Here is a 23,287-nt window from a genome sequence, read left to right as displayed (position 1 = left end):
GACGTGATTCTTCTCGCTGGCGGATGTTCCGGGGTTGGGCTCTATGTTTTGGGCGAAAAACCGACCATTTGGGACGTCAAAGGACACAAAGGTAGCAGTGTGGTTATTCGGTTTTTTACATGTATGGCGCTTTTGATCGCGCCGCCCGCCTTCGCAGCCCCCGCGCTGGACGGCACGATTCCAATTCTAGAAGAGCGATTTGAAAACGGCCTGGACCGCTATGATGGCACCCGTGGCCTGTGGTCCACCCTGCCGCGTCGCGGGCAGTTGATGACAAACGCCGCGCAAAGCGTGTTTCTGGACTACGGCGTGCTGGGTGATGCGGCGGATGCGGTTCTTCCTGAATTGCATGAGGTCACAAAAGACGGGCTGATCCTGCGCAGCGCCCCCGTGCCCGAGGCGGCACTGGGCCCCTTGCGCCAGTACATGCAGCAGACCGGCCAGGGCAAACGCGCCGACGCGATCCGGTACGCCGTTGGTGAGATCACCACCGCCCATACCTGGTCGCAGAAATATGGCTACTTCGAAGTGGAGGCCCGCCTGCCACGGGGCAAAGGGCGCTGGCCTGCGTTCTGGATGACCTTTGCTGGATTGGGTTGGCCGCCCGAGATTGACGTGATGGAGGCCTATGGCGCGGGGATCTATACGCCCACCAAAAAGGACAACGCCGTCAACACGGCCGTCTATTTTGACCGACTCAATCACGACCGGGAACCGGTGCATGAGGTTGAGATCACCAACCCCTTTGGCAGAACACCCGACGAGATCGTTCCAAAGTCCAAGGAGCGCGGCAAGAACACCGTCTATAACTTCAAGCGCACCTTTGACGCGCTGGCCGAATACGACAGCAATATCTATGACGATTTCCATACATATGCCGCCCTCTGGACGCCCGAGCATGTGATCTTTTACTTCGGGAAAACGCGCGACAGCCTGCAAGAGGTTTACCGCACGCCGACCCCTGACGATGTGCATGAACCGATGTTTGTGATTGCCAATGATCAATTCACCGCCCGTGGCGGGTTCTGGTCACCGCAGAAAAATGCGATCGAGGCGGTGCTGGACCCTGAAAACGCCTATCGCATTCGCAGCATCACGGTACGGGCGCTTGAACCGCAGTTGGCCTTGGATCTGAACCAGGGCGATGATCTGTTTGATGCCCGTGACAGCGTGATCCACGACACCAAAGGCGACGACGTTATCGCGCCGGGGGCCGGGTTTGATATCATCCACCTCAGCGGCGGCGCCGACCGGATCCTGTTGACGCGGGACAAAGAGCAAAAAGTCATCGCAGGCTTTGGCCGCGACGATCAGATCCAGCTGGAAGGCTATCCGGTCATAGACGCCAAGGATGCCATGTCCCGTCTGACCCAAGTGGGCGATGACGTTTGGCTTCCAACCGGCGCCGATCCCGCCTGGCCGCATACAATTGTTTTTCGCGACACCAAAGTGTCTGCCTTTCGGGCCAAGCAGTTTGATGTGAAATGGCCGGTGGCCCGTGATTTGTGGCGTGCTGAGGCCGTGCGTCCCAATCGACCCGAAACTGACCAGGACGGCGATGGCGTTCTGGTTGGCGCGCAACCCGGTGCTTGGCTGAACGATATGGCAAACCCCGTCCGCATGACCGGAACCGCGCTAAGCGACCGCTATGTCGTCGCCCATGCCCGCACCATGCTGGACGAGCCAACGGAAGGCGGCATCGACACCATTTGGGCGCGGGTCAATTACACTCTGCCTGAAACGGTCGAGGTTGGCATTTTGCAGAAGTCCAAGGCGCAAATGCGGGCCTCCCAGCGTGGTGCGCGCCTTGAAGCCGGTGCGAACTACGTGATTTTGGAAGGCGGCGGTGGCGACGATCTGTTCGTCATCAACCCCAACAGCCGCAACTGCGCTATCAAGATCAATGCAGGCGGCGGCCACGACCATCTTCGCGGATTTCACAGCGATCATCGTCTGGCGTTGGACCAAAAGCTGCTGGCGTCCCAGGGCAATTGGACCATTACCAAGGCCCCGCAGGGCACTTTGATCGCCTTTTCCGACACCCAGACATTGCTGATCGAAGGCCTTGCTCCCGAGCAGGTGCAACAGATTTTGATCAACGGCTAAGGGGCTCCTCCCCCTTGGCTCACTCACTGGCCGCACGCGGCGCCCATCAAACCAAATGGAAACAGATATGCGAGAATTTCAGGCAACCTTCGTTGGGATTGGCGCGCAGAAATGTGCCTCAACCTGGCTTTACGGCGTTCTGCAACAATGCGGCGAAGTCAAAGTCAGCGACATCAAGGAAGTGGATTTCTTCAGCTACTACTTTGATCGCGGCTACGAATGGTATGAGCGAAACCTCCAAGATGAGGTCCCGGTGACCCATCGCGGCGATATCTCCCCCTCTTACTTTATCCACCCTGATGCAGCGGCCCGTGCGGCGGCGTATAACCCGGATATGCAGGTCTTTGTCACGCTGCGCGACCCAATCAAACGGGCCTTTTCAAACCACATGCATGAGGTCCGCAAAGAACACATCTCGGGCGACAATCTGGTCTTTGAAACCGCGATGGCCAACAATCCGCTGTACAAGGATCAGGGTCGTTACGCGCACCATCTGGCGCGTTGGTATGATCATTTCCCAAAGGAACAGATCCACATCTGGTTCCAAGAGGAAATCCACAAGGACCGCGAAGCCTCGGCCCTGCGGGTGACCGAAGCACTGAAGCTGCCGAAACTGGACGACTTCCTGGACCTGCGCGCAAATGAAAGCGTGCGCTATCGCAATGCCGCCGTCGGGGAGACCCTGTGGAAGGTCGGCAATTTTGCCCGCCAAAACGGCATGGGACGGCTGATCGAAACCGTAAAAACCGCACCCGGCGTCAAGCAATTGCGCGACGCGAACCGGGAGCCCGTCCGCGATGTCGTGGACGCCATGCAAGACGACACCGAAAAAGCACTGACTGAGTTTTACAGCGACGATGTGGCCGCATTGACCAAATTGATCAGCCGCACCCCGCCGTGGGAGCGGTTCACGGCCGGCTGACTGACGAACGTCCCCGACGTATTGAAAACGAAAAACCCCTGCGGACCAAATGGCACGCAGGGGTTTTTTGATATTGTTTTGTTGCGCCTTAGAACAGGAAGGCTGAGGTGTCGCCTGAACCCATTTCCACGGTCAGATCGTCGTCCTGGAAATCCACCAGTTTGGCCAAACGCGTCGTCTCGCCGTTGACCTCGGCCTCCAGGAAGACAGAGCCGTTGTCTTTGAACAGCAGATCAAACGTGACATCGTCATCACCGTCCAGACCTTCGACGACGATCGTGTCGCCCTCTTCGCTGCTAAAGCCAAAGAGAACATCCAGCGTGTCGGCATCTTCGAGGTCAAACACATAGGTGTCCGCCCCTTCGTCACCGCGCAACACATCACGACCGGCACCGCCAACCAACGTGTCATTGCCTTCGTGGCCGATCAGTTTGTCGTTGTCCGCACCACCTTCGAGCAAGTCGTCGCCTGCCCCACCAAACAGCGCATCGCTACCGTCTTCGCCGCGCAGAATGTCATTGTCATCTCCGCCTTTGATACGGTCATCGCCCTCGCCGCCGACCAGCAGATCATCACCGGCAAAGCCAAAGATAATGTCGTTGCCTTCCGCGCCGTTCACATCGTCGTTCAACGAACTGCCGCGCAATGTGTCCGCCGCCGCGGTGCCGTTGTAGATCTCGTCGTAGACAACAGTCTCTTCGACCGGCTCAGTCGGAGGCTCATCAACCGGATCTGGTGTTTCTTCTTCCTCGGCCGGGGGTTCGGTGCCGCCCTCGTCTGCAGGCTCATCCACCGGAGCAGGCTCGTCGGGCACGTCGTCCTCAGACCCCAAACGCTCGGTCAGTTCCGCAAGGCTGTAGGTGACGTCATAGAAGGAGAAGCTTTCGACCCCGGCCACCGTCGACAGACCAAAGTCCACCACGCCGAGGAACAGCGTCTGCGCATCCGAGATATAGCCGTAGACATCCGCGAACTTGAAATCAAAATGGACCGTATCCTCGCCCGCACCACCGTCCAGAACGTCCTGACCGGCGCTAAAGACCAGCATATCATTGCCGCGTCCCGCCGACAGCACGTTGTCTGCAGCGCTGCCAACCAGGTAATCCCATCCGTCGCCGGTGTAAGCGTTCTCAATATTGGACGGCGTGTCCAGTTGCAGTTCAACGCCTGCAATGATGGTCGCGCTTTCGCCGCTCAGATCGATCAGGCTGCTGCTTGTGACAGCTGCGGCGTTGATCGTATCGGTGCCGCCATCGGTATCTGACAGCGCGCTGCGTTCCGCGAGGTCGTCCCCCTCATAAAGACTGCCGAATTCGTCGGTGTAATAGTACGTGTCATCTGCCAGATCGTCCGCTTCACCGTGAATGGTCAACGACGCGCTGGCGAGGGTGCCAGTCATCGGAGTGCCGTCACTGTTGGTCGCGCTGGGGTCACGGTTGTAGATATCGATGGTCCATTCACCGTCGGACAACTCCCCCATGGAGGCCACAGACGTCAGGCTGAAATTGCTCAAACCACCGATATAGCTCGCATCCGGGGAATCATAGACCAGGCGCACCGTGGTGCCGTCCGGGCTGGTCAGATAGATGTCCAGGTCACCGTTATTGGTCCATTTCAGACCCATCGAGACCTGCACATGTTCGACCTTTACGGTCTCGTCCACTGTGAACGTAGCTTGGATGTGATCGGTTGTCCCGGCTTCCATCGCCAGGTCAAAGTCCTGCTCCTGTACAAGCGTGTCGCGGTTTTCGGTGGTCTGTTGCAGGTCCCAAGTTTCTGCCAGGCGCACCGCGTTGTGAACGTTCAGGAAACCATATCCGAAGGCATCGCTAAAGTGCATGCCGCCACCGTTCATATTGGTGGCCCCGTTGGTCAACCAACCGTCACCCGCCAATGGGTCGTCAGACAGGCCTTCACGGGTAGCGCTGAGCGCAAGGATCTGCTGAATGTCGCGGTAGCCAAGATCCGGGTTCGCCTCGAGCATCAGCGCAATGGCACCCGACACCTGTGGCGCGGCAAAGGACGTGCCGGATGGCAGGGCGTAGCGATCATTGGAATAGGTGGTCACCGCCTGATGGCCAGCGGCGGACAACAGCACATTGGCGCCAAGGCTGGTGCCATCCCAGGCTTCGCCCGAACGTTCCACCGCGCCAACTGCAATGGTGTAGGGTGAGTTTTGGAAGTTGTGGTAGTTGGAGGAGCCTTCGATCCCGCTGTTGCCAGCAGAGAAGACAACCGCCGTTCCCAATCCGTCACGGCCTGTTTCGGCCACGAACTCAAGCGCTTCGCCATAAGCGGAATAGCTCGACAGGGCAAAATTGTCCCGGAAATTCGCGGTAAAGCTCCAGCTGTTGTTCACAACATCCAGTGCGGCGGATGCTTTCAACGCATCAATCACCTGGCTGCCCACATCCGAGCTGGAATAGTTGATGGCCAGGCCCACCAGCGTCGCATCCGGAGAGATCCCGACACTGCCAACGCCGTTGCCGCCTTCAGCTGCGATCATGCCGGCTACCATCGTGCCGTGGTGATCGGTCATATATTTGGAATTGATCGAGATATCGGACGTGTCTTGGTCGAAATCGTAATCAAGCGTCTCATCATATGCGCGGGACAAGTCGACGTGATTAAAGTCGATCTGCGAGTCGATCACACCAACGGTGACATCCTGACCCGTGTATTCTTCCCAAATTTGTTCGATTTCAATGCTCAGCGCAGACCGGTCTGAACTTTCCAAATACCAACTGTCATTGATCCGCGGATCTTCTAGAAATTCTTGTACGCGGCTCGTGTTCGGCTCGACCTGCGACATTACTTCACCCTTCAGACTTTGAACAAACGCAAAGCACCAAGCAGACCAAATGTGGTGATCCGAATAGCTTGTGCTGGTTTTGCGTTTAAAACGTTAACCCCAGTAATCTTCGTTAACTGTTTGCCAACGAAATGGGGCCGAGGTGTGTCAGGTTTCCAGCAATTGCATGACGGGAGCCGCAATTTTTAACTTATTTAACCGGGTATTAACGGGTTTTCGCCGATCAACGCTCGCCATTGGTAACGACCGTTAACTCTGCTTATCGTTGGGAATCATCGCAAAGTTACCGTAAGTTCATGATCAAGCGGGCACCGTAGAAACCGATGCAGATACAAAAAGAGCCGCCGGTTTGCACCAGGCGGCTCTTTGATGTGTCTCTTCTTGTCTCGGCCGTAATTTGCCGGATTCTTTGTTTGTGCCCCCGGGCCGCGTTAGCGTCCGGTTTTGTCTACCACTGCCAGACCGGTCTTTGCGATGATACGCAGGTCCAGCAGCAAAGAGCGTGTCTTGAGGTAGGTCACGTCAAGCTCAACACGCTCGTCGTAAGAGATATCGTTGCGGCCGGAAACTTGCCACAGGCCGGTGATACCGGGTTTCTGTTGCAGATAGCTGCCGACGGATGCGCCGTATTTCTCCAGCTCTGCCTCGACCACGGGGCGTGGACCGACAAATGTCATCTCGCCTTTCAGGACGTTCCAGATCTGGGGCAGCTCATCCAAGCTGGTTGCCCGCAGCACATGGCCCACTTTATTGATACGTGGATCTTCGGTCAGTTTGTGGTCGCGCGCCCATTCGGCTGCGGCCTCTGGGTTCTCGGCCAGATACTCCTTCAACTTGGCTTCGGCGTCCACAACCATGGTCCGCACTTTCCAACATTTGAAAGGTTTACCATTCTGTCCAACTCGGGTGTGACCAAAGAAGCTGGGGCCACCATCGCGGCGCACCAGGAAGGCCAGAACCAGGATAACTGGTGCCAAAATTGGCAGGATCAGTACTGCGAGAAACAGATCAAAAACCCGCTTGCCGAAGCTGATGTAGAACCCGTTCTTGTTCGTCTCAACCGCCGTCGCGCTTAGGTGTACGGAGTCCGCTGCAAAATGCTGCATAGCAAAAGTACCCTCTTTAACAATCGTTCAAATATCGACCAATGTCTCGTGGCACGCTTCGGTGTGCCGGTTGGCTCTAAAACCCTTTTTAGTGATAATTTTCTACAGCGGAACTGCTGTCTTTGGGTGAACCCGTGAAACCACCGGCAAGAAGTTGCCAAATCACCGTAAAGCATTAACTTCAAACAGAATTTTTATTTAATCACATGCGGTTTTTTGCATTTAAAATGGATTTTCCATTCAACAATTGAGTAATTTACCACCCATTAAGCATGGCTCATGGACAATAAATGCAAAGGGAACAAACATGTGAAAAGAATCGCAAAACCGTGAACGCAGTGTTGGTACTGATTCGAGATGCCGCGGCGCAGAAAAATCGTGCTGCATTCGCGATACAAAGCGATTGCTACTGCAATTTCAGAGCGAGTTCAAACGCTACGCCGGGTAAAGCCGTCATAAAAGTTCAACGTCCGTTAAATCTACGTTACTCACTCGGATCTCCACCTCAGTATCTGCCGTGAGATGACGCAGCGTGAGCCACCTGTCCGAAACGGTAACTTCGTAACTCAAAGGATTATCCGCGACGTGAATTTCGATTAGGTCGTCGTCGCCGAAATCCCGAATGACGTCGCGATCAACTTCATCAAACTCAAATACAAAAAGATCGCTGCCCGCGCCGCCGATTAGGATGTCACGCCCACTCCCGCCGTCCAGCGTGTCGTCACCTTCTCCTGCGTGCAGCGTATCGCGGCCAGCGCCGCCCCGTAGATCATCACGACCCGCGCTGCCAAGCACCAGGTCTCGCCCATCACCACCACCAAGTGTGTCATCGCCGCCGCTCCCCTTGACCACGTCATCCCCTGCACCCGCCACAATCACATCGGCGCCGGCCGCGCCGATCAACGTGTCTTGCCCGGTGCCACCGATCAGGGAGTCATCGCTTCCTTTGCCTTTGACATAGTCATCGCCGGCACCACCATCCAGCGCATCGCCATCTGAACTGGCAAACAGGCTGTCGTCACCGTCGCCGCCAAACAGGAAATCCCAACCGCGACCGCCGATCAGGTGATCATCCCCGGCCTCCCCCATCAGGCGATCACCGGCCTCATCGCCACTGTCGGTCAACGTGTCATTACCGTTCCAACCATAAAGGTCATCCACACCATCGCCGCCATCCAACTGGTCGTCGCCATCCATCCCGATCAGCGTATCATCACCGCCGGCCCCAAGGATCGTGTCATTGTGCAGAGTTCCGGAGCTGGTGTTGGCGTCATCGTCTCCGTGCAGGAACAGCCCGCCGGTCAAATCCCAAACCGTGCCATCCGCAAAGACGAGGCGTTCGATGTAACTACCCAGATCCGTGCCACCGATCGCGGGAGTCACTTTGACCGACACATAGACAGGGCCGCTTTCGCCATCGAACACAATATGCCAGCGGGCCCAGTCGATGAAACTGCGGATATCGCCCGGCACCATGTCGGGTAGGTACAGGGTGTCATAGCCTTGGCCGGGTTGTTCCAGGATCAGCTCAAACGACCGCGTGTCAGAACCATCTGTCCGGCGGATGACATATGTATCATCGCCAAACCCGCCAACCAACGTGTCCTGCCCTGTTCCGCCATCCAGCGTGTCATCGCCATCTTCACCGATCAGATAGTCATCGCCGTCAGCCCCGCTGAGAAGATCATTGCCGGACTTACCGTTCAAAACCGTCCCAAGCGCATTCCCAGTCAGTACATTATCAAAGGCATTACCGACCAAGGTGGCGGCGCTCCCGTCCTCCAACGGGGCAAGGCTCGCCGTCGGATCGTCGCTGTCCAACCGACGCACATCATCGCCATAAAGATCCAGCTGGCTAAATTCACTTGTGTTGAGAATGCCGGCGTCTGCATCGACAAAGGCGCTCATGTCCGAGTTTTGCGGCAGATCGCTCAACCCCGGAATCTCATAGGCGCGGACGTAATCGACGTCAAAACTGGCGTCGTCCGGGGTCGTTTCATCCGGATCGCCATCCCAACCGCCAATCGCCAGGTTCAATCGCAGCGCATGGGGAACGTGCATACCTGTCGGCGTGGCAGTCTCCAACATGACCCGGCCATCAAAGGTATAGGTCAGCGTTTCCGGCGTCCACAAAAGCCCATAGGTGTGAAACTCTTCTGCGGTGTCTGGCACCAACCAGGAGTCCGCCACTGTGACCTTGTCGCCCCAAAACTCAGCATGGGTCGCCGCGCGGTAAATGTCGCTCTGGCTGCCCAAAATTTCCAACACGTCGGCTTCGGGCGGCCAGGAAAAATCGGCCGGCATCAACCAGAACGCAGGCCAGAACCCTTGACCGGACGGCGTTTTGGCCCGCATTTCAAAATAACCGTAGGTTTGTTCAAACGTCCCGTGGGTTTCCAACAGACCGGACAGCCACGGTTCCAAATCGTTTGCAAGCGGCTCGGGCGTCCGGGTTGCGGTGATCGACAAGACCCCATCCTGAAAGCTAAACGGGTCAACACTAATCGTCTCACCATCTTCTGTCGTCGAATCGGCATCCACATAGGTGTGAAAGCGGCTGCCCCGTGCTGCAGCTGCGGTCACGGGATGCCCGTTGCTGGGCATGGTGTTCCACAGACCACTGTCCAACGATGCCGCACTGTCGAAGGTATCCTCAAACGTCACTGTCGCGCCGTCCAGAAAGTCCAGCGACAGCTGCTGCAGCGGCAGGTCAGATGATGTTAGTTCTACGCCGAACACCCCAGCCAGCAGGATCGACTGGCCCTCGCTTAACGTGATCAAATACCCATCATCTGTATCCGCACCGTATAAACGCAGCGTATCAAGCGTCTCAATCCCCACATCCCAGAATGTCAGATTGTCGGTCCCGGGCGTGTAGTCGGTGATGATGTCATGTCCGCTACCAGTCTCGAAGTTAAAGGTATCAATGCCTTCGCCGCCGGTGATCGTGTCATCCCCGCCGCCGCCGGAAATTGCCTGTTCTCCCTCTCCCGCGATTATCAGATTATCCAGCGCATTCCCGCGAATTGCATGCCAATCTGACATGCGCTTAAAGACAAGGTCCTCGACATTGTCGGGCATCATAACGTGATCATAGGCCCAGATGATGTCATGCCCGCCATCCGCGTCCTCGACAATCGTCGTCTTTGCATTGAACAATCGGTAATGGTCGTTGCCAGCGCCGCCGACCAAAGTGGTGCCTTCGGCGTTGTTAAAGATAAAGTCATTGCCGCCCAACGCGTAGACGACGTCTCCATCGACCTCCGCATTGAGCGTATCGTTTTCATTGGTTCCTGTAATCGTCATAGTAAAATCTCTCTACCAAAAATCGCGTGAACTTCCGAGGCACCGTTCAGCCCGCGCCACAGAAACCGTTTCAAATGTGAACCGACTCAAATACGGCCGAGCCCGCACTCTTTCTCTCAAACATACGTCGCAATCTTCAGCTATAGATTTCAATGTATTAATAATGCGAATCCTATAGGTAACTCACTTTTAGGTGGACGACCTCAAGCTTGCGCCACGGAGTCAAAAACCACACAAGTATCTAATTTAAAACGAAATTATCCACTCTATCGCACTACATAGTTACACAGCGCTGTGCTCGAAAGTCAGGAAACGGACTATTTACACAGCCTTTTTGGGCGCACAATCGCTTACAGGGGATTCAATTTAGGCAAAAAAACACCCCCCGCGAAACTGCGAGGGGTGCTCCTTAAGACTTGGTCTCACAAAAGAGGCTTAGTCGCGCTCTTCGATGATCTCAACCAGATGCGGGATCTTGTTGACCATGCCGCGAACCGAAGGAGTATCTTCCAGCTCACGGGTTTTGTGCATCTTGTTCAGGCCCAGACCTACCAGAGTAGCGCGCTGGTCGGCGGGGCGACGGATCGGGGAACCGATCTGTTTGACGACGATGGTTTTAGCCATGGATCAGTCTCCTTACGCTTCTGCGGATTCAGCAGCGGCAGGTGCCGGTGCTTCGTCGCGTTTGCCCAGGATGTCAGCAACCTTTTTGCCACGACGCTGTGCAACGGAACGGGGGCTGGATTCTTTTTTCAGCCCGTCGATGGTTGCGCGGATCATGTTGTAAGGGTTCTGAGTGCCGATCGACTTGGACACAACGTCCTTGATGCCCAGCATTTCGAATACGGCACGCATTGGACCACCGGCGATGATACCGGTACCTTCTGGTGCTGTACGCATAACAACTTTGCCTGCGCCGTGACGGCCGTGCATGTCGTGGTGCAGGGTGCGGCCTTCTTTCAGAGGGACGCGGATCATCTGGCGCTTGGCTTGCTCAGTCGCTTTGCGGATCGCCTCAGGTACTTCTTTTGCTTTACCTTTGCCGAAGCCGACGCGGCCTTTTTGGTCGCCAACAACAACCAGGGCTGCAAAACCAAAGCGCTTACCGCCTTTTACAGTTTTGGAGACGCGGTTGATCGCAACCAAGCGATCTGCGAATTCCGGAGTTTCATCGCGGTCGCGACGGTTGCCCCGGCGGTTATCACGTTCTGCCATTTGGCATTCCTTTCGAACGAAAGATGTGACGGATCACATCCTGTTTTCCAATCCTGGTGATAGGGTTGCCCCTGTCCCGGATCATCGGGGCGTACCACTGGCACACCCACAGTATAAGAACCTGGGCGCACCGCAGTCGGAGCGCCCAAGTGCCTTAGATCTTCAAGCCACCTTCACGCGCAGCGTCGGCCAGGGCCTTCACTTTGCCATGATACAGGAAGCCACCGCGGTCGAAGTATGCTTCGGAAACGCCTGCCGCCTTTGCGCGTTCGGCGATAACCGAACCCACTTTGGAGGCTGCGTCGATGTTGTTCTTGCCAACAAAACCCAAGTCTTTTTCCAGGGTCGAAGCTGCTGCCAGAGTCACGCCACGTACGTCGTCGATCAATTGAACAGAGATGTTCTTGTTCGAGCGGTGCACGGACAGACGCGGGCGGCCTGCGTTTACTTTGCGGAGTTTGTTCCGAACGCGCAGGCGGCGTTTCAGAAACAGTGTACGTTTGCTGTTTGCCATGTTGAGCGTCCTTACTTCTTCTTGCCTTCTTTGCGGAAGATGAACTCGTCTTTGTACTTGATACCTTTGCCTTTGTAGGGCTCAGGAGCACGCCATTTGCGGATATTTGCCGCGACTTGGCCAACGAGTTGCTGGTCGATACCTTCCACAATGATTTCAGTCTGCTTCGGCGCAGTGATGGTGACACCATCAGGCGCAGTAAAGTCGACATCGTGGCTGTAGCCCAGGTTCAGCTTCAGGGTGTTGCCCTGCATCTGTGCCCGGTAACCAACACCATTGATCTCCAACTCTTTTTTGAAGCCGGTCGTGACACCAACAACACAGTTTTCGATCATTGTGCGGGCCATGCCCCACTGCTGACGAGCGCGTTTGGACGTACCGCGCGGCTCGACTTTCACAATGTTTTCTTCAACAGCAAGCGTGACGTCGTCTGTTGCACTGAAGGTCCGGGCGCCTTTCGGGCCCTTCACTTCGATGGTCTGACCAGACACAGAGGCGGAAACGCCGCTGGGTAGGGTCACTGGTTTCTTACCAATACGAGACATCGAATACCTCCCTTAGAAGACGGTGCAGAGCACTTCGCCGCCAACATTGGCTGCACGTGCATTTACATCCGACATCACACCCCGAGGAGTGGAGACAATCGACACACCCAGGCCCTGACGGACGGATGGGATGTCACTGACGCCCATGTATACGCGACGACCGGGTTTGGAGACCCGCTTCAGTTCACGAATAACAGGTTCGCCTTCGTAGTACTTCAGGCTGATTTCAATCGCCGGATGACCATCTGAACCAGTGGTCTTCTCGTAGCCGCGAATGTAACCCTCGTCCATCAGCACATCCAGAACCCATGCGCGCAGTTTGGACGCAGGGGTTTCAACGATGGACTTGCCACGCATTTGAGCGTTGCGGATACGGGTCAGCATATCACCGATAGGATCGTTCATTATGCTCTCTCCTTACCAGCTCGATTTGACCATACCTGGGATCTGACCAGCAGAACCCAGTTCGCGCAGCGCAATACGGCTGATCTTCAGCTTACGATAGTAAGCGTGAGGACGGCCGGTCAGCTGGCAACGGTTGTGAAGACGGGTCGCCGAGGAGTTCCGCGGCAGCTTCGCCAGTTTCAGACGCGCTTTGAAACGCTCTTCCATCGGCTTGCTTTCGTCGTTTGCGATTTCTTTCAGCTCGGCGCGTTTGGCAGCGTATTTGGCCACCAGGCGCTCACGCTTCTTCTCGCGTGCGATCATGCTTTTCTTAGCCATGTCTCTATCCTTCCCGCGCTTTAGCTGTTGAAGGGCATGTTGAAAGCTTTCAACAGTGCCTTTGCTTCAGCGTCGGATTTCGCGTTGGTGGCAATTACGATGTCCATGCCCCAGGGCTCGTCGATCTTGTCGAATTCGATCTCTGGGAACACCATGTGCTCTTTCAGACCCATGGCATAGTTGCCACGGCCGTCAAAAGAGGCGCCCGATACGCCGCGGAAGTCGCGGATACGAGGCATCGCAATGGTGATCAGGCGGTCCAGGAATTCAAACATCCGGTCGCCACGCAGGGTCACTTTTGCACCCATCGGCATGCCTTCACGAACGCGGAAGCCAGCGATTGAGTTCTTGGCAACGGTTGTCAGAGCTTTTTGACCAGAAATCAAGGTCAGGTCAGCCTGTGCGGATTTCGCTTTTTTGCTGTCTTTAACAGCAGCGCGGCCGCAACCGATGTTCAGAACGATCTTGTCCAGCTTAGGGATCTGCATCTCGTTCTTGTAGCCGAACTCTTCCATCAGACCGGCGCGGATGGTTTCCGCATACAGGGCCTTCAGGCGCGGGGTGTAGTTTGCATCATCCAGCATCAGACAGTCTCCCCGGTGGTTTTCGCGAAACGCACTTTCTTGCCGTCTTCCTCACGGAAGCCAACGCGCGTCGCTTTGCCATTTGAATCCAGCAGAGCCAGGTTCGACAGTTGGATCGGCATTGCCTTGGGCAAGCGACCACCTTGGTCTGTCTGGGTCTGACGCGTGTGACGGATGGCGATGTTCACACCTTCGACAACTGCTTTGCCAGCGGATGGGTTCACAGAGGCGATGGTGCCCTCTTTACCCTTATCCTTGCCAGCCAGGACGATCACTTTATCGCCTTTACGGAGTTTAGCGGCCATGGTTACAGCACCTCCGGAGCGAGCGAGATGATTTTCATGAAGTTTTTCGCACGCAGTTCACGAACAACTGGGCCAAAGATACGTGTACCTACGGGCTCATTGCTGTTGTTCAGGATAACGGCAGCATTGCGATCAAAGCGGATCGCGGTACCGTCTTCGCGGCGAACTTCTTTGGCGGTGCGTACGACAACGGCCTTACGGACGTCACCTTTTTTCACGCGGCCGCGCGGGATGGCTTCTTTAACCGAGACGACGATAACGTCGCCAACGGAAGCGTATTTACGCTTGGAGCCACCCAGAACCTTGATGCACTGAACTCGGCGAGCGCCAGAGTTGTCAGCAACATCCAGGTTTGTTTGCATCTGGATCATGTGGTTTCTCCCGACCTTTGGGGCAGCGATGCGTGCTGTGGTCCCCAGGGTTTCGACTGACTGTTAAGTCTAGTCGCCAGGAGCCTGAATTATCAGGCTCTTAGGCTTCCAGAACTTCCCAGCGTTTCGTTTTCGACTTAGGTGCGCATTCGATGATGCGGACTTTGTCGCCAACCTTGAATGAGTTCTGCTCATCGTGGGCCCGGTATTTTTTGGACTTACGGATGGTTTTCTTCAGAACGGGGTGCGTGAAGCGACGTTCAACCGAAACTGTTACGGTTTGAGCGTTTGCGTCGGAGGTCACGACGCCTTGCAGGATACGTTTGGGCATCTCGAGGGCTCCTTATTCAGCTGCCTGAGCAGCTTTTTCGTTCAGGATGGTGTTCACACGGGCGGCGTTGCGGCGTGCCGCACGAATACCCGAAGTGTTTTCCAACTGACCGGTTGCCTGCTGAAAGCGCAGGTTGAAGCTCTCTTTTTTGTAAGAAGCGAGCAGATCGCGGAGCTCATCCACGGTCTTGTCGCGAAGATCCTTGGCGTTCATCGCCTTTCGTTCCTTTCCTTGGCACCAGAGAGCCCCTTGTGGCGGGTAACTCTTGACCCTGGTGGGTTATGTAAATCTCGGTTTTACCCCAAAGGGTTAGCCCCGAAAAAATATATCGCCCAAAGAGATTCGCATGGCGAACCTCAAGAGCGATGTGTTCCTATAGGGGTTTGCGGGGGTGGAGGCAAGGGAAAGTTGGAGACTGTCAGGCCTCTATACATGCCCTTCTGTATCTCCGTTGGCTGTGCTCTACCGACGCTTACAGAATGTGTAAAAGAAAGAAACCTTTTGGTTTGGGCGCAGGACACTTCATGCTGCGGGGGACAGACACCAAGATTGAGATGTTGCCCTCGGTGATTTGACACGGACATCTGAGCGTTCGAATGGATTAACTTTGTGGGCAGCTATTTAGGGATTTAACATGACATCAAAACTTATTCGATTTTTCGTATTGTCGATTTTAGCAGTGAGCATTTGCTCACCGGGCAGTGCCCAACAGCACCTACTGGATCTTGAAAAGGAAATTCGCAAACGCTTTGACGAAAAGACAGCGAACAATGCGGCTACATGCACGAAGGCCAGAAAAGAACTGCGAAGGATGAAGCGCAGTGGAAAGTACGAGCCTTACCACTTTGTTTTTGCCGGACGCAAAGATAATACCATTACAGGAATATTTGGCTGCGGCTATGCTTGGAACGTCAGCTTGGAAGCTGCACAGGTGCTCTCGATGGCTCGTTGCCGCAAATGGGAGAGAGAACTGGGTGTGGGCAATGGTGAAAAAACATGCCGCTACCTGGACTAAACTGACCGCGCAACGGCGCAGAGCGTAACTCCAACTTAATATCCTTGTCAGCTTTTGAGTGGTTCCCAGCAATCTTGGAAGGTACCACAGCAAGCGAGCCAGTACACGGACCACCCATCAAAGGACAAGACCATGATCCAGCCCACCGCCGCATTCAAAGACAATCTCGCCCTCCTGCCCGCCATCGACGGCCTGACCCGGATCGAGCTGCTGGATGCAAGTGAGGCTGTTGTGGCCACGATTGAGAACATGCCCGGCAAGCAAGGATCCCTGGCGGTGTATCAATACCTCGCGCAAAGCTTTGATGCGTTGGATGCTGAGGCCGCCGACCATGGGCTAGATGTGTTTGCAGAACATACCGAGGACGCCAAAAACCGCCCCGGTGCGCATCCAAACATCGATCTCCTGCTCGCAATCCTTGAAGGTGGTGCGCCGCTGACGATCCGGGTTCTGGCTGTATGATCACAAACGCGTGGCGCATAACAGTTCGAGTCGTTGGGTAACCGGGTGTTGGCGCAATATGCTGGGCTCCATAAGCCCTCGACCGAACGATGACACACCGAAATCCGGCGCAACTGGGCAAAAGCCATTCCTCGATGGTTCCAAGTGACGCTTTGCCGGTTTGCTGACCGGTTAAATCCGATCGTATCCCAGAGCCGCAAAATCTATTTCAAAATAGGATTCGATGATCGCTTTGTTTTCATCACTCAAAGCACTGACCGAGTTATGCGCCTTTGCAATTGTCGTGTTTTTTCGAGGCAACGGTGCGTCACAACCAGTGAATTTCTGAATTTTGTGCCAATCCTTGTCGATTTCCTCCAACCGGACGATCAACTTAACAGGCGTCTCACCATTGTCGTCAACCAACCAATCACAAGCTGGTTGATACCAAACATCGTTCTCGGAACGCGGCGTTTTGAAACTGCTATAAATCCATTCATTTAGACCAGCAGCGCATCTGCCTGGCTCAATGTAATTATTCTCCTCACTGTATCGGTACAGCGAGCACACACGTTCGTAAGGTCGACGAACGATCGAGAATGCGCGTTTGGCGGTTAGAAAACCTGGTCCGAACAATTTAGTCATTTGCTTGACTGAAGCATGGGACTTCGTCAAGCCAAGCGCCGACGAGACAGATGTCCCTCCACACTTGTTAATATGAACAAAGCAGTACGGGCGCGACAACATGGCCTCCACCGCCCGCAGCGATTGGAGGACTTGTGGATCCGCAGCGACCGTCGGTTTGTCATGCAACATGTCAACGCCTTATCTCTAAACCAAAGAGTCTTTGGTATCATAGACTTACAAAAATTTCCTGAATCCGTGGCCGAAAACGCGCGCCTTTGGCGTTTTGATACAATCACATCTAAGGAACCGCTTACTCCCAGCGATAATTAAACGAGACTGAGATCCGCTCTTCTTCGGACATGTTCAGCGGCACTTCGTGGCGGATGAAGCTCTCCCACAGCAGCACATCGCCGACCTTTGGCGTCTGGTAGACAAAGCTGCGCAGCTCTTGGCGGGCGTCTTTGATCCGGGGGGGATGTGCCATCATCATCGCGTGGCGCGGATCTTCGAGTTTGAGCGCCGACGCCCCATCGGGCATCGCCACATAGGTGGTGCCCGAAATCACCGAATGCGGGTGAATGTGGCTGGCGTGGGTGCCGCCTTCGGGCAGGATATTGATCCACAGATCCTCCAGAACCAAGGCGCGCCCATCCAGGTTCAGCTCCAGATCCTCGGCAAAGGCCGCGACATGGGCATCCAGCGATGTGACCAGATCCTTAAAGATCGGGAACCGCCAAGGCAGGTCCGTCAGCGACGCATAGGACGTATATCCGGGATAGCCGTTTTCCTCGCACCAATCCTGGCCGGCCTCATCATCGCCCGCGATGACAAGGCATGAATTTTCCATCTCGGCCGGGTCAACGGTGGGACCATGTTCCGAGAGGGCTGCGCGGTAAAACCGGGTGACGAAGAGGGAATCGATCTGTGCCATGTCCCTCTCATATCGCACCACTTCCCAACTGGCGAGAGGCGTTAAACATGCAATCCGCCTGCATAAAAGCCCCCAAGCCGTCGACAGCGCGACGATCCATGATACGCTAGACGCGGGAAACGCGCGCTGTCTCTCTTGAGGAGGAGGAAACGGCGATGCAACAACACAACGAACGCGCGCCAGAACTTGGCGCCCCCGATCTCGCCCCCGTGACCACCGCATTGCTGCGCGAGGCAATGCGGCGGGGCTGGCGCGACTTGACCCGTGCGCCCTTGTTTGCGCTGACGATTGCTGGGATTTACGTGCTGATCGGCTGGACCCTGGTTTGGATCACCCGCGCCACCGGTCAAAGCTACTGGCTGGTGCTAGCGGTGGTGGGGTTCCCGCTGTTTTCCCCCTTTGCCGCCGTGGGGTTTTACGATGTCAGCCGCCGCTTTGCCCGTGGCGCGCCGATGGATATGGGCAAGACCCTGACCGTGGCCTTACGCCAGTCCAAACGCCAGCTGCCGTCGCTGTGCGCCATCATTGTGGTGATGTTCCTGTTCTGGTTCTTTCTGGCGCATATGGTCTTTGCCCTGTTTCTGGGGCACGCCGCGATGACCAATATCTCGTCATCACTCGAGGTCTATGCGACGCTGCAAGGGGTCAAAATGCTCGCCTTTGGCACGGTGATCGGCGCGGCCTTTGCGCTGCTGTTGTACATGATCACTGTGATCGCCCTGCCCCTGTTGTTGGACCGAGAAGTGGATTTTGTCACCGCGATGATCACCAGCTTTACCTATGTGCAGCTCCACCCTGGCGTGATGCTGCCCTGGGGCCTGTTCATTGCGGTGCTGACCTTTGTGTCGATGCTTCCAGGGTTCTTTGGCCTGCTGATCACCCTGCCGCTGCTGGGGCATGCGACCTGGCACCTTTATGATATGATCGCATATGGGCACGTCAAACACCCGCAGACCGCAGCCGAAATCTACGGCAAGGATGTTTTCTGATACTTTTACGAATAACCACGAGGAGGTGGCCGTTTTCAAAAAGGGGGAGTGACGATGTTTGGAGTAACACGTGGCCTTGCAGTTCTGGCCGTTTTGACAGGCACATCAGCCTGGGCGGAAACCCATGATGTGACAGGGATCGGCATGGGCAATGTCCTGTCCAAAGTGACAGAGATCAGCCCGACGCTGACCCTCGTCGAAGCCCACACGGATTACACCGGCTTCGCAGGCGGCAATGGCGACAACCCCATGGCCAGCGCCACCGGCCCCTGTGTTGGCACCGTTTTGGTCAATGCGGGCCAGCCAACCGGCAATGGGCTGTGCAATTTTGCGGATAAAGACGGTGACACGCTTGTTGTGGGCTGGAGCGCTCGCGCGATGAGCCAGGATGGGTGCATGCACGGCACCTGGACGGTCGAGGGCGGCACCGGGAAGTGGGACAAGGCCAGCGGCGGCGGTGCCTTTAACTCCGGGGTCAATGCCACCGGGAAATACACCAATATGATCTCAGGCGCGGCGGTCCTGCCCTGATCCCGAACAGACCGGTTTGAACATAAGAAAACCCCCGCAGATTGCTCTGCGGGGGTTTTTATCTTGTCTCGAAAAGCTGGGATTACCAGTCTTCGCGAACCACAACGCGGGTTTTGATCGGCAGTTTCATCGCTGCCAGGCGCAGGGCCTCGCGGGCGATGTCTTCGTCGACACCGTCGATTTCGAACATTACGCGGCCAGGTTTAACCTTGCACGCCCAATAGTCGACGGAACCTTTACCTTTACCCATACGCACTTCGGTTGGTTTTGACGTAACCGGAGTATCTGGGAAGATACGGATCCAAACACGACCCTGACGTTTCATGTGGCGGGTCATCGCACGACGAGCAGCTTCGATCTGGCGCGCGGTCACACGCTCGGGCTGAAGAGCTTTCAGTCCGAATGTGCCGAAGTTCAGATCAGAGCCGCCTTTTGCCAGACCGGAGATCCGGCCTTTGTGCATCTTGCGGAATTTTGTACGCTTTGGCTGAAGCATTGTATCTTCTCCTTAGCGGTCGCGACGGTTGCCGCCTGCACCGCGAGGTGCCGGGCCGTCTTGGACTTCTTGCGATTTACGATCATGCGCCTGCGGATCGTGCTCCATGATTTCGCCTTTGAAGATCCATGTCTTGATCCCGATGATACCATAGGGGGTCATGGCTTCAGAGTGTGCGTAATCGATGTCTGCACGCAGGGTGTGCAACGGCACGCGGCCTTCACGGTACCATTCGGTACGCGCGATTTCAGCACCACCCAGACGACCAGCGACGTTCACCCGGATACCCAGGGCGCCCATACGCATTGCGTTCTGTACGGCGCGCTTCATCGCACGACGGAAAGACACACGGCGTTCCAGCTGCTGAGCGATGGACTCGCCAACCAGCTGCGCGTCAAGCTCAGGCTTGCGCACTTCAACGATGTTGAGGTGCAGCTCAGATTCGGTCATCGAGGCAAGTTTCTTGCGCAGAACTTCAATGTCTGCACCTTTCTTACCAATGATAACACCCGGACGTGCGGTGTTGATCGTAACGCGGCACTTTTTGTGCGGACGTTCGATGATCACACGTGCAACACCAGCTTGTTTGCACTCGACCTTGATGAAGTCGCGGATCTTGATGTCTTCCAGCAGAAGATCACCGTAATCCTTGGTGTTGGCGTACCAGCGGCTATCCCAGGTGCGGTTGACCTGGAGGCGCATGCCGATCGGATTGACTTTATGTCCCATTACGCTTGCTCCTCAACTTGACGCACCTTGATGGTGAGCTCCGAGAACGGCTTTAGGATTTTACCGTAACGACCACGAGCCCGCGGACGACCGCGCTTCATGACCAGGTTTTTACCCACATAGGCCTCGGCAACGATCAGCTCGTCAACGTCCAGGTTGTGGTTGTTTTCAGCATTCGCAATAGCGGACTGAAGGCATTTCTTCACGTCCTGTGCGACCCGTTTGTTGGAGAAAGTCAGGTCGGTCAAAGCCTTCTCAACTTTCTTGCCACGGATCATTGCGGCTACCAGGTTCAGTTTTTGCGGGCTGGTGCGAAGCATGCGCAGTTTTGCCATTGCTTCGTTTTCGGCCACGCGGCGGGGGTTCTTTTCCTTGCCCATGACTTACTTCCGCTTCGCTTTTTTGTCTGCTGCGTGACCGTAATAGGTACGAGTCGGTGCATATTCACCGAACTTCTGACCGATCATGTCTTCCGAGACGTTGACTGGGATGTGCTTCTGACCGTTGTACACACCAAATGTCAGACCCACGAACTGGGGCAGGATGGTGGAACGACGGGACCAGATTTTGATCACTTCATTGCGGCCCGATTCACGTGCAGCTTCGGCCTTTTTCAGGACGTAGCTGTCAACGAAAGGACCCTTCCAAACAGAGCGAGACATAGATTAACGCCCTTTCTTCTTGGCGTGACGCGAGCGGATAATAAGCTTTTGCGACGCTTTGTTTTTGTTACGGGTACGCTTACCTTTGGTGTCCTTACCCCAGGGTGTAACCGGAGTACGACCACCCGAAGTACGACCTTCACCACCACCGTGAGGGTGGTCGATCGGGTTCATCGCAACACCACGAACCGAGGGACGTTTGCCTTTGTGGCGCATACGACCGGCTTTACCGTAGTCTTGGTTCGAGTTGTCGGGGTTGGATACCGCACCAACGGTTGCCATGCATTCCTGACGGACCATGCGCAGTTCACCGCTGCTCAGACGGATCTGAGCGTAGCCACCGTCACGACCTACGAATTGTGCGTAGGTACCGGCTGCACGGGCGATCTGGCCGCCTTTGCCCGGTTTCATTTCGATGTTGTGAACAATGGTACCGATTGGCATGCCCGAGAACGGCATTGCGTTGCCCGGCTTGATGTCGGCCTTGCTGGAGGCGATGACCTTGTCACCAACTGCCAGACGTTGCGGAGCCAGGATATACGCCTGCTCGCCGTCTTCGTACTTCACCAATGCGATGAAGGCAGTCCGGTTAGGGTCATATTCGATGCGCTCAACAGTGGCGGCAACATCAAACTTGTTCCGTTTGAAGTCAACGATCCGGTAGAGACGCTTTGCGCCACCGCCACGGCGGCGTGAAGTGATCCGTCCGGTGTTGTTCCGGCCGCCCGATTTGGTCAAACCCTCAGTGAGAGATTTAACCGGACGCCCTTTCCAAAGCTCCGAACGGTCGATCAGAACCAGCCCACGCTGGCCCGGCGTAGTCGGTTTATACGACTTGAGTGCCATGCTTTCTGTCTTCCGTTTAGCGTGCGATACCCTGGGAAGAACTGGATACCGCTATGTGAAAGCCCCCTGCCTTGCTGCGCTTAAATCGTGGCGCGACGGGTTCAGGTGACCAAGTGTCTAGGGCCCCGAAGGTCCCCGATTCCAAAATATCAGAGGCCCCGGAACGAATCCGAGGCCACAGAATGAGCGGGATATAGCGGAAGTGGTGGGAGGTGGCAATGGGGGAGTGAGTCAGAGATGCAACAACTCGTGATTGGCTAAAACGAGACACTAAACTATTTGTATGTTGCGTCCTTAAGCTGACGTTGATAGATGCCCGCCATCATATCATGGGTCAGTCAAGAGGCGTGGCCGCGCCTTAAGACGGATAACTCCGGCAATGGGACACCACTGTCTCCCAACGCCCATGCCGAAACCGGCGATACGAACGAACGCGTACCGGTTTCGGCCAACAACAACTTGTCATTGGCTTTCTCCTTTTTCACGACGTTAGGAAAAAGCCTAACTCTCGTGAAAACCCTAATTTGGTCTTCACCTTTGAAGCCTAAAGGAGGGGGGAAGCGATGACGGGCATCCGACCGCCAGACAACAACTTTTGTGCTATTACGTCAACAAATAATCTTCTTAAGCGAGCACTCCAGTAATATATTGTTAAAGGGCTGCTTCGATACTACATAGAGTCCCAGAGAGTCAAAATTTTCTTTGCGCAACTCATCAAACATGTAAGTGTGTTCGCATTGGGAGACACAAAATGCAAATTCCAGAGAGAGTACGCGCGGACATTGAAGCCGTTGTTCATGCTGCGTTTCCGGAAGACCTTATTGAAGAAGTTCACATTGAGGATGTCACTGTTGATACTGAGGCACGCGAAATTCGGATTACCTTGGTAGTGAGCACCGCAGTAAATCCGACTCAATTCGCGGAGAGTTACTTTGGCCTCACCGGGAAAGTCCGCCGCTTTCTTGCTGGCGAAAACGACACGTGGCGTCGTTTCTTCCCCATCATTACTCCGTCTGTTGGACACGGGGTACATGCCTGACGAACATCTGGCTGAAAGCCTGATATCAACTGCGCAGAAACTCTTGCCAGAAAATGTTGAAGACATTCCGCAAGCCGATTTGCGTAGGGCAGTTAGCACTGCGTATTTCGCTGTCTTTCATGTGACCTGAGCCCCTAAAAC

The 23,287-nt window shown here is 55.4% G+C and carries 28 protein-coding genes; 7 read left to right on the top strand and 21 right to left on the bottom strand.

Going from position 1 to position 23,287, the window contains the following annotated elements:
• Nucleotides 1-3: 3 nt before the first annotated feature.
• On the top strand, nucleotides 4-2,106 hold the full coding sequence (locus tag KMP13_RS19030; RefSeq protein WP_353055733.1) for a glycoside hydrolase family 16 protein: 2,103 nt from the start codon (nucleotides 4-6) through the stop codon (nucleotides 2,104-2,106).
• Nucleotides 2,107-2,173: 67 nt separating this feature from the next.
• The gene (locus tag KMP13_RS19025; protein ID WP_215267579.1) at nucleotides 2,174-3,028 is read left to right on the top strand and encodes a sulfotransferase domain-containing protein; all 855 of its coding nucleotides are present in this window, start codon (nucleotides 2,174-2,176) and stop codon (nucleotides 3,026-3,028) included.
• 88 nt (nucleotides 3,029-3,116) lie between these two features.
• Here the strand turns inward: KMP13_RS19025 and KMP13_RS19020 are convergent, their stop codons facing one another.
• The 14 genes from KMP13_RS19020 to rpmC form a co-directional block, all read right to left on the bottom strand.
• Nucleotides 3,117-5,840 (bottom strand): S8 family serine peptidase, encoded by a 2,724-nt coding sequence (locus tag KMP13_RS19020; protein ID WP_215267577.1) that lies wholly within the window; start codon nucleotides 5,838-5,840, stop codon nucleotides 3,117-3,119.
• 431 nt (nucleotides 5,841-6,271) lie between these two features.
• Complete coding sequence (locus KMP13_RS19015; RefSeq protein WP_215267575.1) at nucleotides 6,272-6,946, bottom strand: sugar transferase; 675 nt, start codon at nucleotides 6,944-6,946, stop codon at nucleotides 6,272-6,274.
• Between the two features lie 453 nt (nucleotides 6,947-7,399).
• On the bottom strand, nucleotides 7,400-10,252 hold the full coding sequence (locus KMP13_RS19010) for a family 16 glycosylhydrolase (RefSeq protein ID WP_215267573.1): 2,853 nt from the start codon (nucleotides 10,250-10,252) through the stop codon (nucleotides 7,400-7,402).
• Between the two features lie 435 nt (nucleotides 10,253-10,687).
• Entirely contained in the window at nucleotides 10,688-10,876 is a 189-nt protein-coding gene (gene rpmD / locus KMP13_RS19005; RefSeq protein ID WP_008559881.1) for a 50S ribosomal protein L30, read from the bottom strand.
• 12 nt (nucleotides 10,877-10,888) lie between these two features.
• Nucleotides 10,889-11,467 carry a 30S ribosomal protein S5 gene (gene rpsE, locus KMP13_RS19000; protein WP_215267571.1) on the bottom strand — a complete coding sequence of 193 codons (579 nt, stop codon included), beginning with the start codon at nucleotides 11,465-11,467 and terminating at the stop codon, nucleotides 10,889-10,891.
• Nucleotides 11,468-11,621: 154 nt separating this feature from the next.
• The gene (gene rplR, locus KMP13_RS18995; RefSeq protein WP_215267570.1) at nucleotides 11,622-11,981 is read right to left on the bottom strand and encodes a 50S ribosomal protein L18; all 360 of its coding nucleotides are present in this window, start codon (nucleotides 11,979-11,981) and stop codon (nucleotides 11,622-11,624) included.
• Between the two features lie 11 nt (nucleotides 11,982-11,992).
• On the bottom strand, nucleotides 11,993-12,526 hold the full coding sequence (gene rplF, locus KMP13_RS18990) for a 50S ribosomal protein L6 (protein WP_215267567.1): 534 nt from the start codon (nucleotides 12,524-12,526) through the stop codon (nucleotides 11,993-11,995).
• A 12-nt stretch (nucleotides 12,527-12,538) separates the two neighbouring features.
• Nucleotides 12,539-12,931 (bottom strand): 30S ribosomal protein S8, encoded by a 393-nt coding sequence (gene rpsH, locus KMP13_RS18985; RefSeq protein ID WP_215267566.1) that lies wholly within the window; start codon nucleotides 12,929-12,931, stop codon nucleotides 12,539-12,541.
• Between the two features lie 12 nt (nucleotides 12,932-12,943).
• On the bottom strand, nucleotides 12,944-13,249 hold the full coding sequence (gene rpsN, locus KMP13_RS18980) for a 30S ribosomal protein S14 (protein WP_153215346.1): 306 nt from the start codon (nucleotides 13,247-13,249) through the stop codon (nucleotides 12,944-12,946).
• Between the two features lie 20 nt (nucleotides 13,250-13,269).
• Entirely contained in the window at nucleotides 13,270-13,833 is a 564-nt protein-coding gene (rplE, locus tag KMP13_RS18975; RefSeq protein WP_215267565.1) for a 50S ribosomal protein L5, read from the bottom strand.
• Entirely contained in the window at nucleotides 13,833-14,138 is a 306-nt protein-coding gene (gene rplX, locus KMP13_RS18970) for a 50S ribosomal protein L24 (protein ID WP_215267563.1), read from the bottom strand. The genes rplE and rplX overlap by 1 nt, the downstream gene beginning before the upstream one ends.
• A 2-nt stretch (nucleotides 14,139-14,140) precedes the next feature.
• On the bottom strand, nucleotides 14,141-14,509 hold the full coding sequence (gene rplN / locus KMP13_RS18965; protein ID WP_093325862.1) for a 50S ribosomal protein L14: 369 nt from the start codon (nucleotides 14,507-14,509) through the stop codon (nucleotides 14,141-14,143).
• A 100-nt stretch (nucleotides 14,510-14,609) separates the two neighbouring features.
• Entirely contained in the window at nucleotides 14,610-14,840 is a 231-nt protein-coding gene (rpsQ, locus tag KMP13_RS18960; protein WP_215267561.1) for a 30S ribosomal protein S17, read from the bottom strand.
• 12 nt (nucleotides 14,841-14,852) lie between these two features.
• Nucleotides 14,853-15,053: a 50S ribosomal protein L29 gene (gene rpmC / locus KMP13_RS18955; RefSeq protein WP_215267560.1), complete on the bottom strand. Its 201-nt coding sequence runs from the start codon at nucleotides 15,051-15,053 to the stop codon at nucleotides 14,853-14,855.
• Nucleotides 15,054-15,474: 421 nt separating this feature from the next.
• Between rpmC and KMP13_RS18950 the strand changes: the two genes are divergently transcribed.
• Both KMP13_RS18950 and KMP13_RS18945 read left to right on the top strand, forming a co-directional pair.
• Nucleotides 15,475-15,855 carry a hypothetical protein gene (locus KMP13_RS18950; protein WP_215267559.1) on the top strand — a complete coding sequence of 127 codons (381 nt, stop codon included), beginning with the start codon at nucleotides 15,475-15,477 and terminating at the stop codon, nucleotides 15,853-15,855.
• 132 nt (nucleotides 15,856-15,987) lie between these two features.
• A complete protein-coding gene (locus tag KMP13_RS18945) occupies nucleotides 15,988-16,317 on the top strand; it encodes a DUF2322 family protein (protein ID WP_215267557.1) in 330 nt (109 codons plus the stop codon).
• Nucleotides 16,318-16,488: 171 nt separating this feature from the next.
• Here KMP13_RS18945 and KMP13_RS18940 read toward each other — a convergent pair whose 3' ends face one another.
• Nucleotides 16,489-17,112 carry a sulfotransferase family 2 domain-containing protein gene (locus KMP13_RS18940; protein WP_215267555.1) on the bottom strand — a complete coding sequence of 208 codons (624 nt, stop codon included), beginning with the start codon at nucleotides 17,110-17,112 and terminating at the stop codon, nucleotides 16,489-16,491.
• Between the two features lie 121 nt (nucleotides 17,113-17,233).
• Nucleotides 17,234-17,854: a TIGR02466 family protein gene (locus KMP13_RS18935; RefSeq protein WP_215267553.1), complete on the bottom strand. Its 621-nt coding sequence runs from the start codon at nucleotides 17,852-17,854 to the stop codon at nucleotides 17,234-17,236.
• 155 nt (nucleotides 17,855-18,009) lie between these two features.
• On the opposite strand from KMP13_RS18935, the gene KMP13_RS18930 reads away from it, so the two are divergent.
• Entirely contained in the window at nucleotides 18,010-18,843 is an 834-nt protein-coding gene (locus tag KMP13_RS18930) for a DUF2189 domain-containing protein (RefSeq protein ID WP_215267552.1), read from the top strand.
• 54 nt (nucleotides 18,844-18,897) lie between these two features.
• Nucleotides 18,898-19,374, top strand: coding sequence for a hypothetical protein (locus KMP13_RS18925; protein WP_215267551.1), 477 nt, complete (start codon nucleotides 18,898-18,900; stop codon nucleotides 19,372-19,374).
• A gap of 82 nt (nucleotides 19,375-19,456) precedes the next feature.
• Here KMP13_RS18925 and rplP read toward each other — a convergent pair whose 3' ends face one another.
• The 5 genes from rplP to rplB are packed head-to-tail and all read right to left on the bottom strand — an operon-like array spanning nucleotide 19,457 to nucleotide 22,107.
• Nucleotides 19,457-19,870 (bottom strand): 50S ribosomal protein L16, encoded by a 414-nt coding sequence (rplP, locus tag KMP13_RS18920; protein ID WP_215267550.1) that lies wholly within the window; start codon nucleotides 19,868-19,870, stop codon nucleotides 19,457-19,459.
• Nucleotides 19,871-19,882: 12 nt separating this feature from the next.
• Entirely contained in the window at nucleotides 19,883-20,599 is a 717-nt protein-coding gene (gene rpsC, locus KMP13_RS18915) for a 30S ribosomal protein S3 (RefSeq protein WP_215267549.1), read from the bottom strand.
• Complete coding sequence (gene rplV / locus KMP13_RS18910) at nucleotides 20,599-20,979, bottom strand: 50S ribosomal protein L22 (protein WP_215267548.1); 381 nt, start codon at nucleotides 20,977-20,979, stop codon at nucleotides 20,599-20,601. The genes rpsC and rplV overlap by 1 nt, the downstream gene beginning before the upstream one ends.
• A gap of 3 nt (nucleotides 20,980-20,982) precedes the next feature.
• Nucleotides 20,983-21,261: a 30S ribosomal protein S19 gene (gene rpsS / locus KMP13_RS18905; RefSeq protein WP_153215334.1), complete on the bottom strand. Its 279-nt coding sequence runs from the start codon at nucleotides 21,259-21,261 to the stop codon at nucleotides 20,983-20,985.
• A 3-nt stretch (nucleotides 21,262-21,264) separates the two neighbouring features.
• Nucleotides 21,265-22,107, bottom strand: a complete 843-nt coding sequence (gene rplB, locus KMP13_RS18900) for a 50S ribosomal protein L2 (protein ID WP_215267547.1) — start codon at nucleotides 22,105-22,107, stop codon at nucleotides 21,265-21,267.
• Between the two features lie 751 nt (nucleotides 22,108-22,858).
• Between rplB and KMP13_RS18895 the strand changes: the two genes are divergently transcribed.
• Entirely contained in the window at nucleotides 22,859-23,146 is a 288-nt protein-coding gene (locus tag KMP13_RS18895; RefSeq protein WP_215267546.1) for a hypothetical protein, read from the top strand.
• The last annotated feature ends 141 nt before the right edge of the window (nucleotides 23,147-23,287 follow it).

The organism is Epibacterium ulvae (assembly GCF_018678075.1).
Classification (GTDB): Bacteria; Pseudomonadota; Alphaproteobacteria; order Rhodobacterales; family Rhodobacteraceae; genus Epibacterium; species Epibacterium ulvae_A.
Note: the sequence above shows the minus strand (reverse complement) of the source record. Positions and strands in the feature narration are given on the sequence as shown.

What these genes read in the sequence shown, in the direction of transcription:
- KMP13_RS18935 (WP_215267553.1), bottom strand. Translation starts at nt 17,854, where the DNA reads ATGGCACAGATCGATTCCCTCTTCGTCACCCGGTTTTACCGCGCAGCC.
- KMP13_RS18950 (WP_215267559.1), top strand. Translation starts at nt 15,475, where the DNA reads ATGACATCAAAACTTATTCGATTTTTCGTATTGTCGATTTTAGCAGTG.
- KMP13_RS19025 (WP_215267579.1), top strand. Translation starts at nt 2,174, where the DNA reads ATGCGAGAATTTCAGGCAACCTTCGTTGGGATTGGCGCGCAGAAATGT.
- rpsN (WP_153215346.1), bottom strand. Translation starts at nt 13,249, where the DNA reads ATGGCTAAGAAAAGCATGATCGCACGCGAGAAGAAGCGTGAGCGCCTG.
- KMP13_RS18895 (WP_215267546.1), top strand. Translation starts at nt 22,859, where the DNA reads ATGCAAATTCCAGAGAGAGTACGCGCGGACATTGAAGCCGTTGTTCAT.
- rplB (WP_215267547.1), bottom strand. Translation starts at nt 22,107, where the DNA reads ATGGCACTCAAGTCGTATAAACCGACTACGCCGGGCCAGCGTGGGCTG.
- rplR (WP_215267570.1), bottom strand. Translation starts at nt 11,981, where the DNA reads ATGGCAAACAGCAAACGTACACTGTTTCTGAAACGCCGCCTGCGCGTT.
- KMP13_RS18945 (WP_215267557.1), top strand. Translation starts at nt 15,988, where the DNA reads ATGATCCAGCCCACCGCCGCATTCAAAGACAATCTCGCCCTCCTGCCC.
- rpmD (WP_008559881.1), bottom strand. Translation starts at nt 10,876, where the DNA reads ATGGCTAAAACCATCGTCGTCAAACAGATCGGTTCCCCGATCCGTCGC.
- KMP13_RS18940 (WP_215267555.1), bottom strand. Translation starts at nt 17,112, where the DNA reads ATGTTGCATGACAAACCGACGGTCGCTGCGGATCCACAAGTCCTCCAA.
- rpsC (WP_215267549.1), bottom strand. Translation starts at nt 20,599, where the DNA reads ATGGGACATAAAGTCAATCCGATCGGCATGCGCCTCCAGGTCAACCGC.
- rpmC (WP_215267560.1), bottom strand. Translation starts at nt 15,053, where the DNA reads ATGAACGCCAAGGATCTTCGCGACAAGACCGTGGATGAGCTCCGCGAT.
- rpsS (WP_153215334.1), bottom strand. Translation starts at nt 21,261, where the DNA reads ATGTCTCGCTCTGTTTGGAAGGGTCCTTTCGTTGACAGCTACGTCCTG.
- rplE (WP_215267565.1), bottom strand. Translation starts at nt 13,833, where the DNA reads ATGCTGGATGATGCAAACTACACCCCGCGCCTGAAGGCCCTGTATGCG.
- rplX (WP_215267563.1), bottom strand. Translation starts at nt 14,138, where the DNA reads ATGGCCGCTAAACTCCGTAAAGGCGATAAAGTGATCGTCCTGGCTGGC.
- KMP13_RS18925 (WP_215267551.1), top strand. Translation starts at nt 18,898, where the DNA reads ATGTTTGGAGTAACACGTGGCCTTGCAGTTCTGGCCGTTTTGACAGGC.
- rplV (WP_215267548.1), bottom strand. Translation starts at nt 20,979, where the DNA reads ATGGGCAAGGAAAAGAACCCCCGCCGCGTGGCCGAAAACGAAGCAATG.
- rplF (WP_215267567.1), bottom strand. Translation starts at nt 12,526, where the DNA reads ATGTCTCGTATTGGTAAGAAACCAGTGACCCTACCCAGCGGCGTTTCC.
- KMP13_RS19020 (WP_215267577.1), bottom strand. Translation starts at nt 5,840, where the DNA reads ATGTCGCAGGTCGAGCCGAACACGAGCCGCGTACAAGAATTTCTAGAA.
- KMP13_RS18930 (WP_215267552.1), top strand. Translation starts at nt 18,010, where the DNA reads ATGCAACAACACAACGAACGCGCGCCAGAACTTGGCGCCCCCGATCTC.
- rplP (WP_215267550.1), bottom strand. Translation starts at nt 19,870, where the DNA reads ATGCTTCAGCCAAAGCGTACAAAATTCCGCAAGATGCACAAAGGCCGG.
- KMP13_RS19010 (WP_215267573.1), bottom strand. Translation starts at nt 10,252, where the DNA reads ATGACGATTACAGGAACCAATGAAAACGATACGCTCAATGCGGAGGTC.
- rpsQ (WP_215267561.1), bottom strand. Translation starts at nt 14,840, where the DNA reads ATGCCCAAACGTATCCTGCAAGGCGTCGTGACCTCCGACGCAAACGCT.
- rpsE (WP_215267571.1), bottom strand. Translation starts at nt 11,467, where the DNA reads ATGGCAGAACGTGATAACCGCCGGGGCAACCGTCGCGACCGCGATGAA.
- KMP13_RS19015 (WP_215267575.1), bottom strand. Translation starts at nt 6,946, where the DNA reads ATGCAGCATTTTGCAGCGGACTCCGTACACCTAAGCGCGACGGCGGTT.
- rplN (WP_093325862.1), bottom strand. Translation starts at nt 14,509, where the DNA reads ATGATCCAGATGCAAACAAACCTGGATGTTGCTGACAACTCTGGCGCT.
- rpsH (WP_215267566.1), bottom strand. Translation starts at nt 12,931, where the DNA reads ATGAACGATCCTATCGGTGATATGCTGACCCGTATCCGCAACGCTCAA.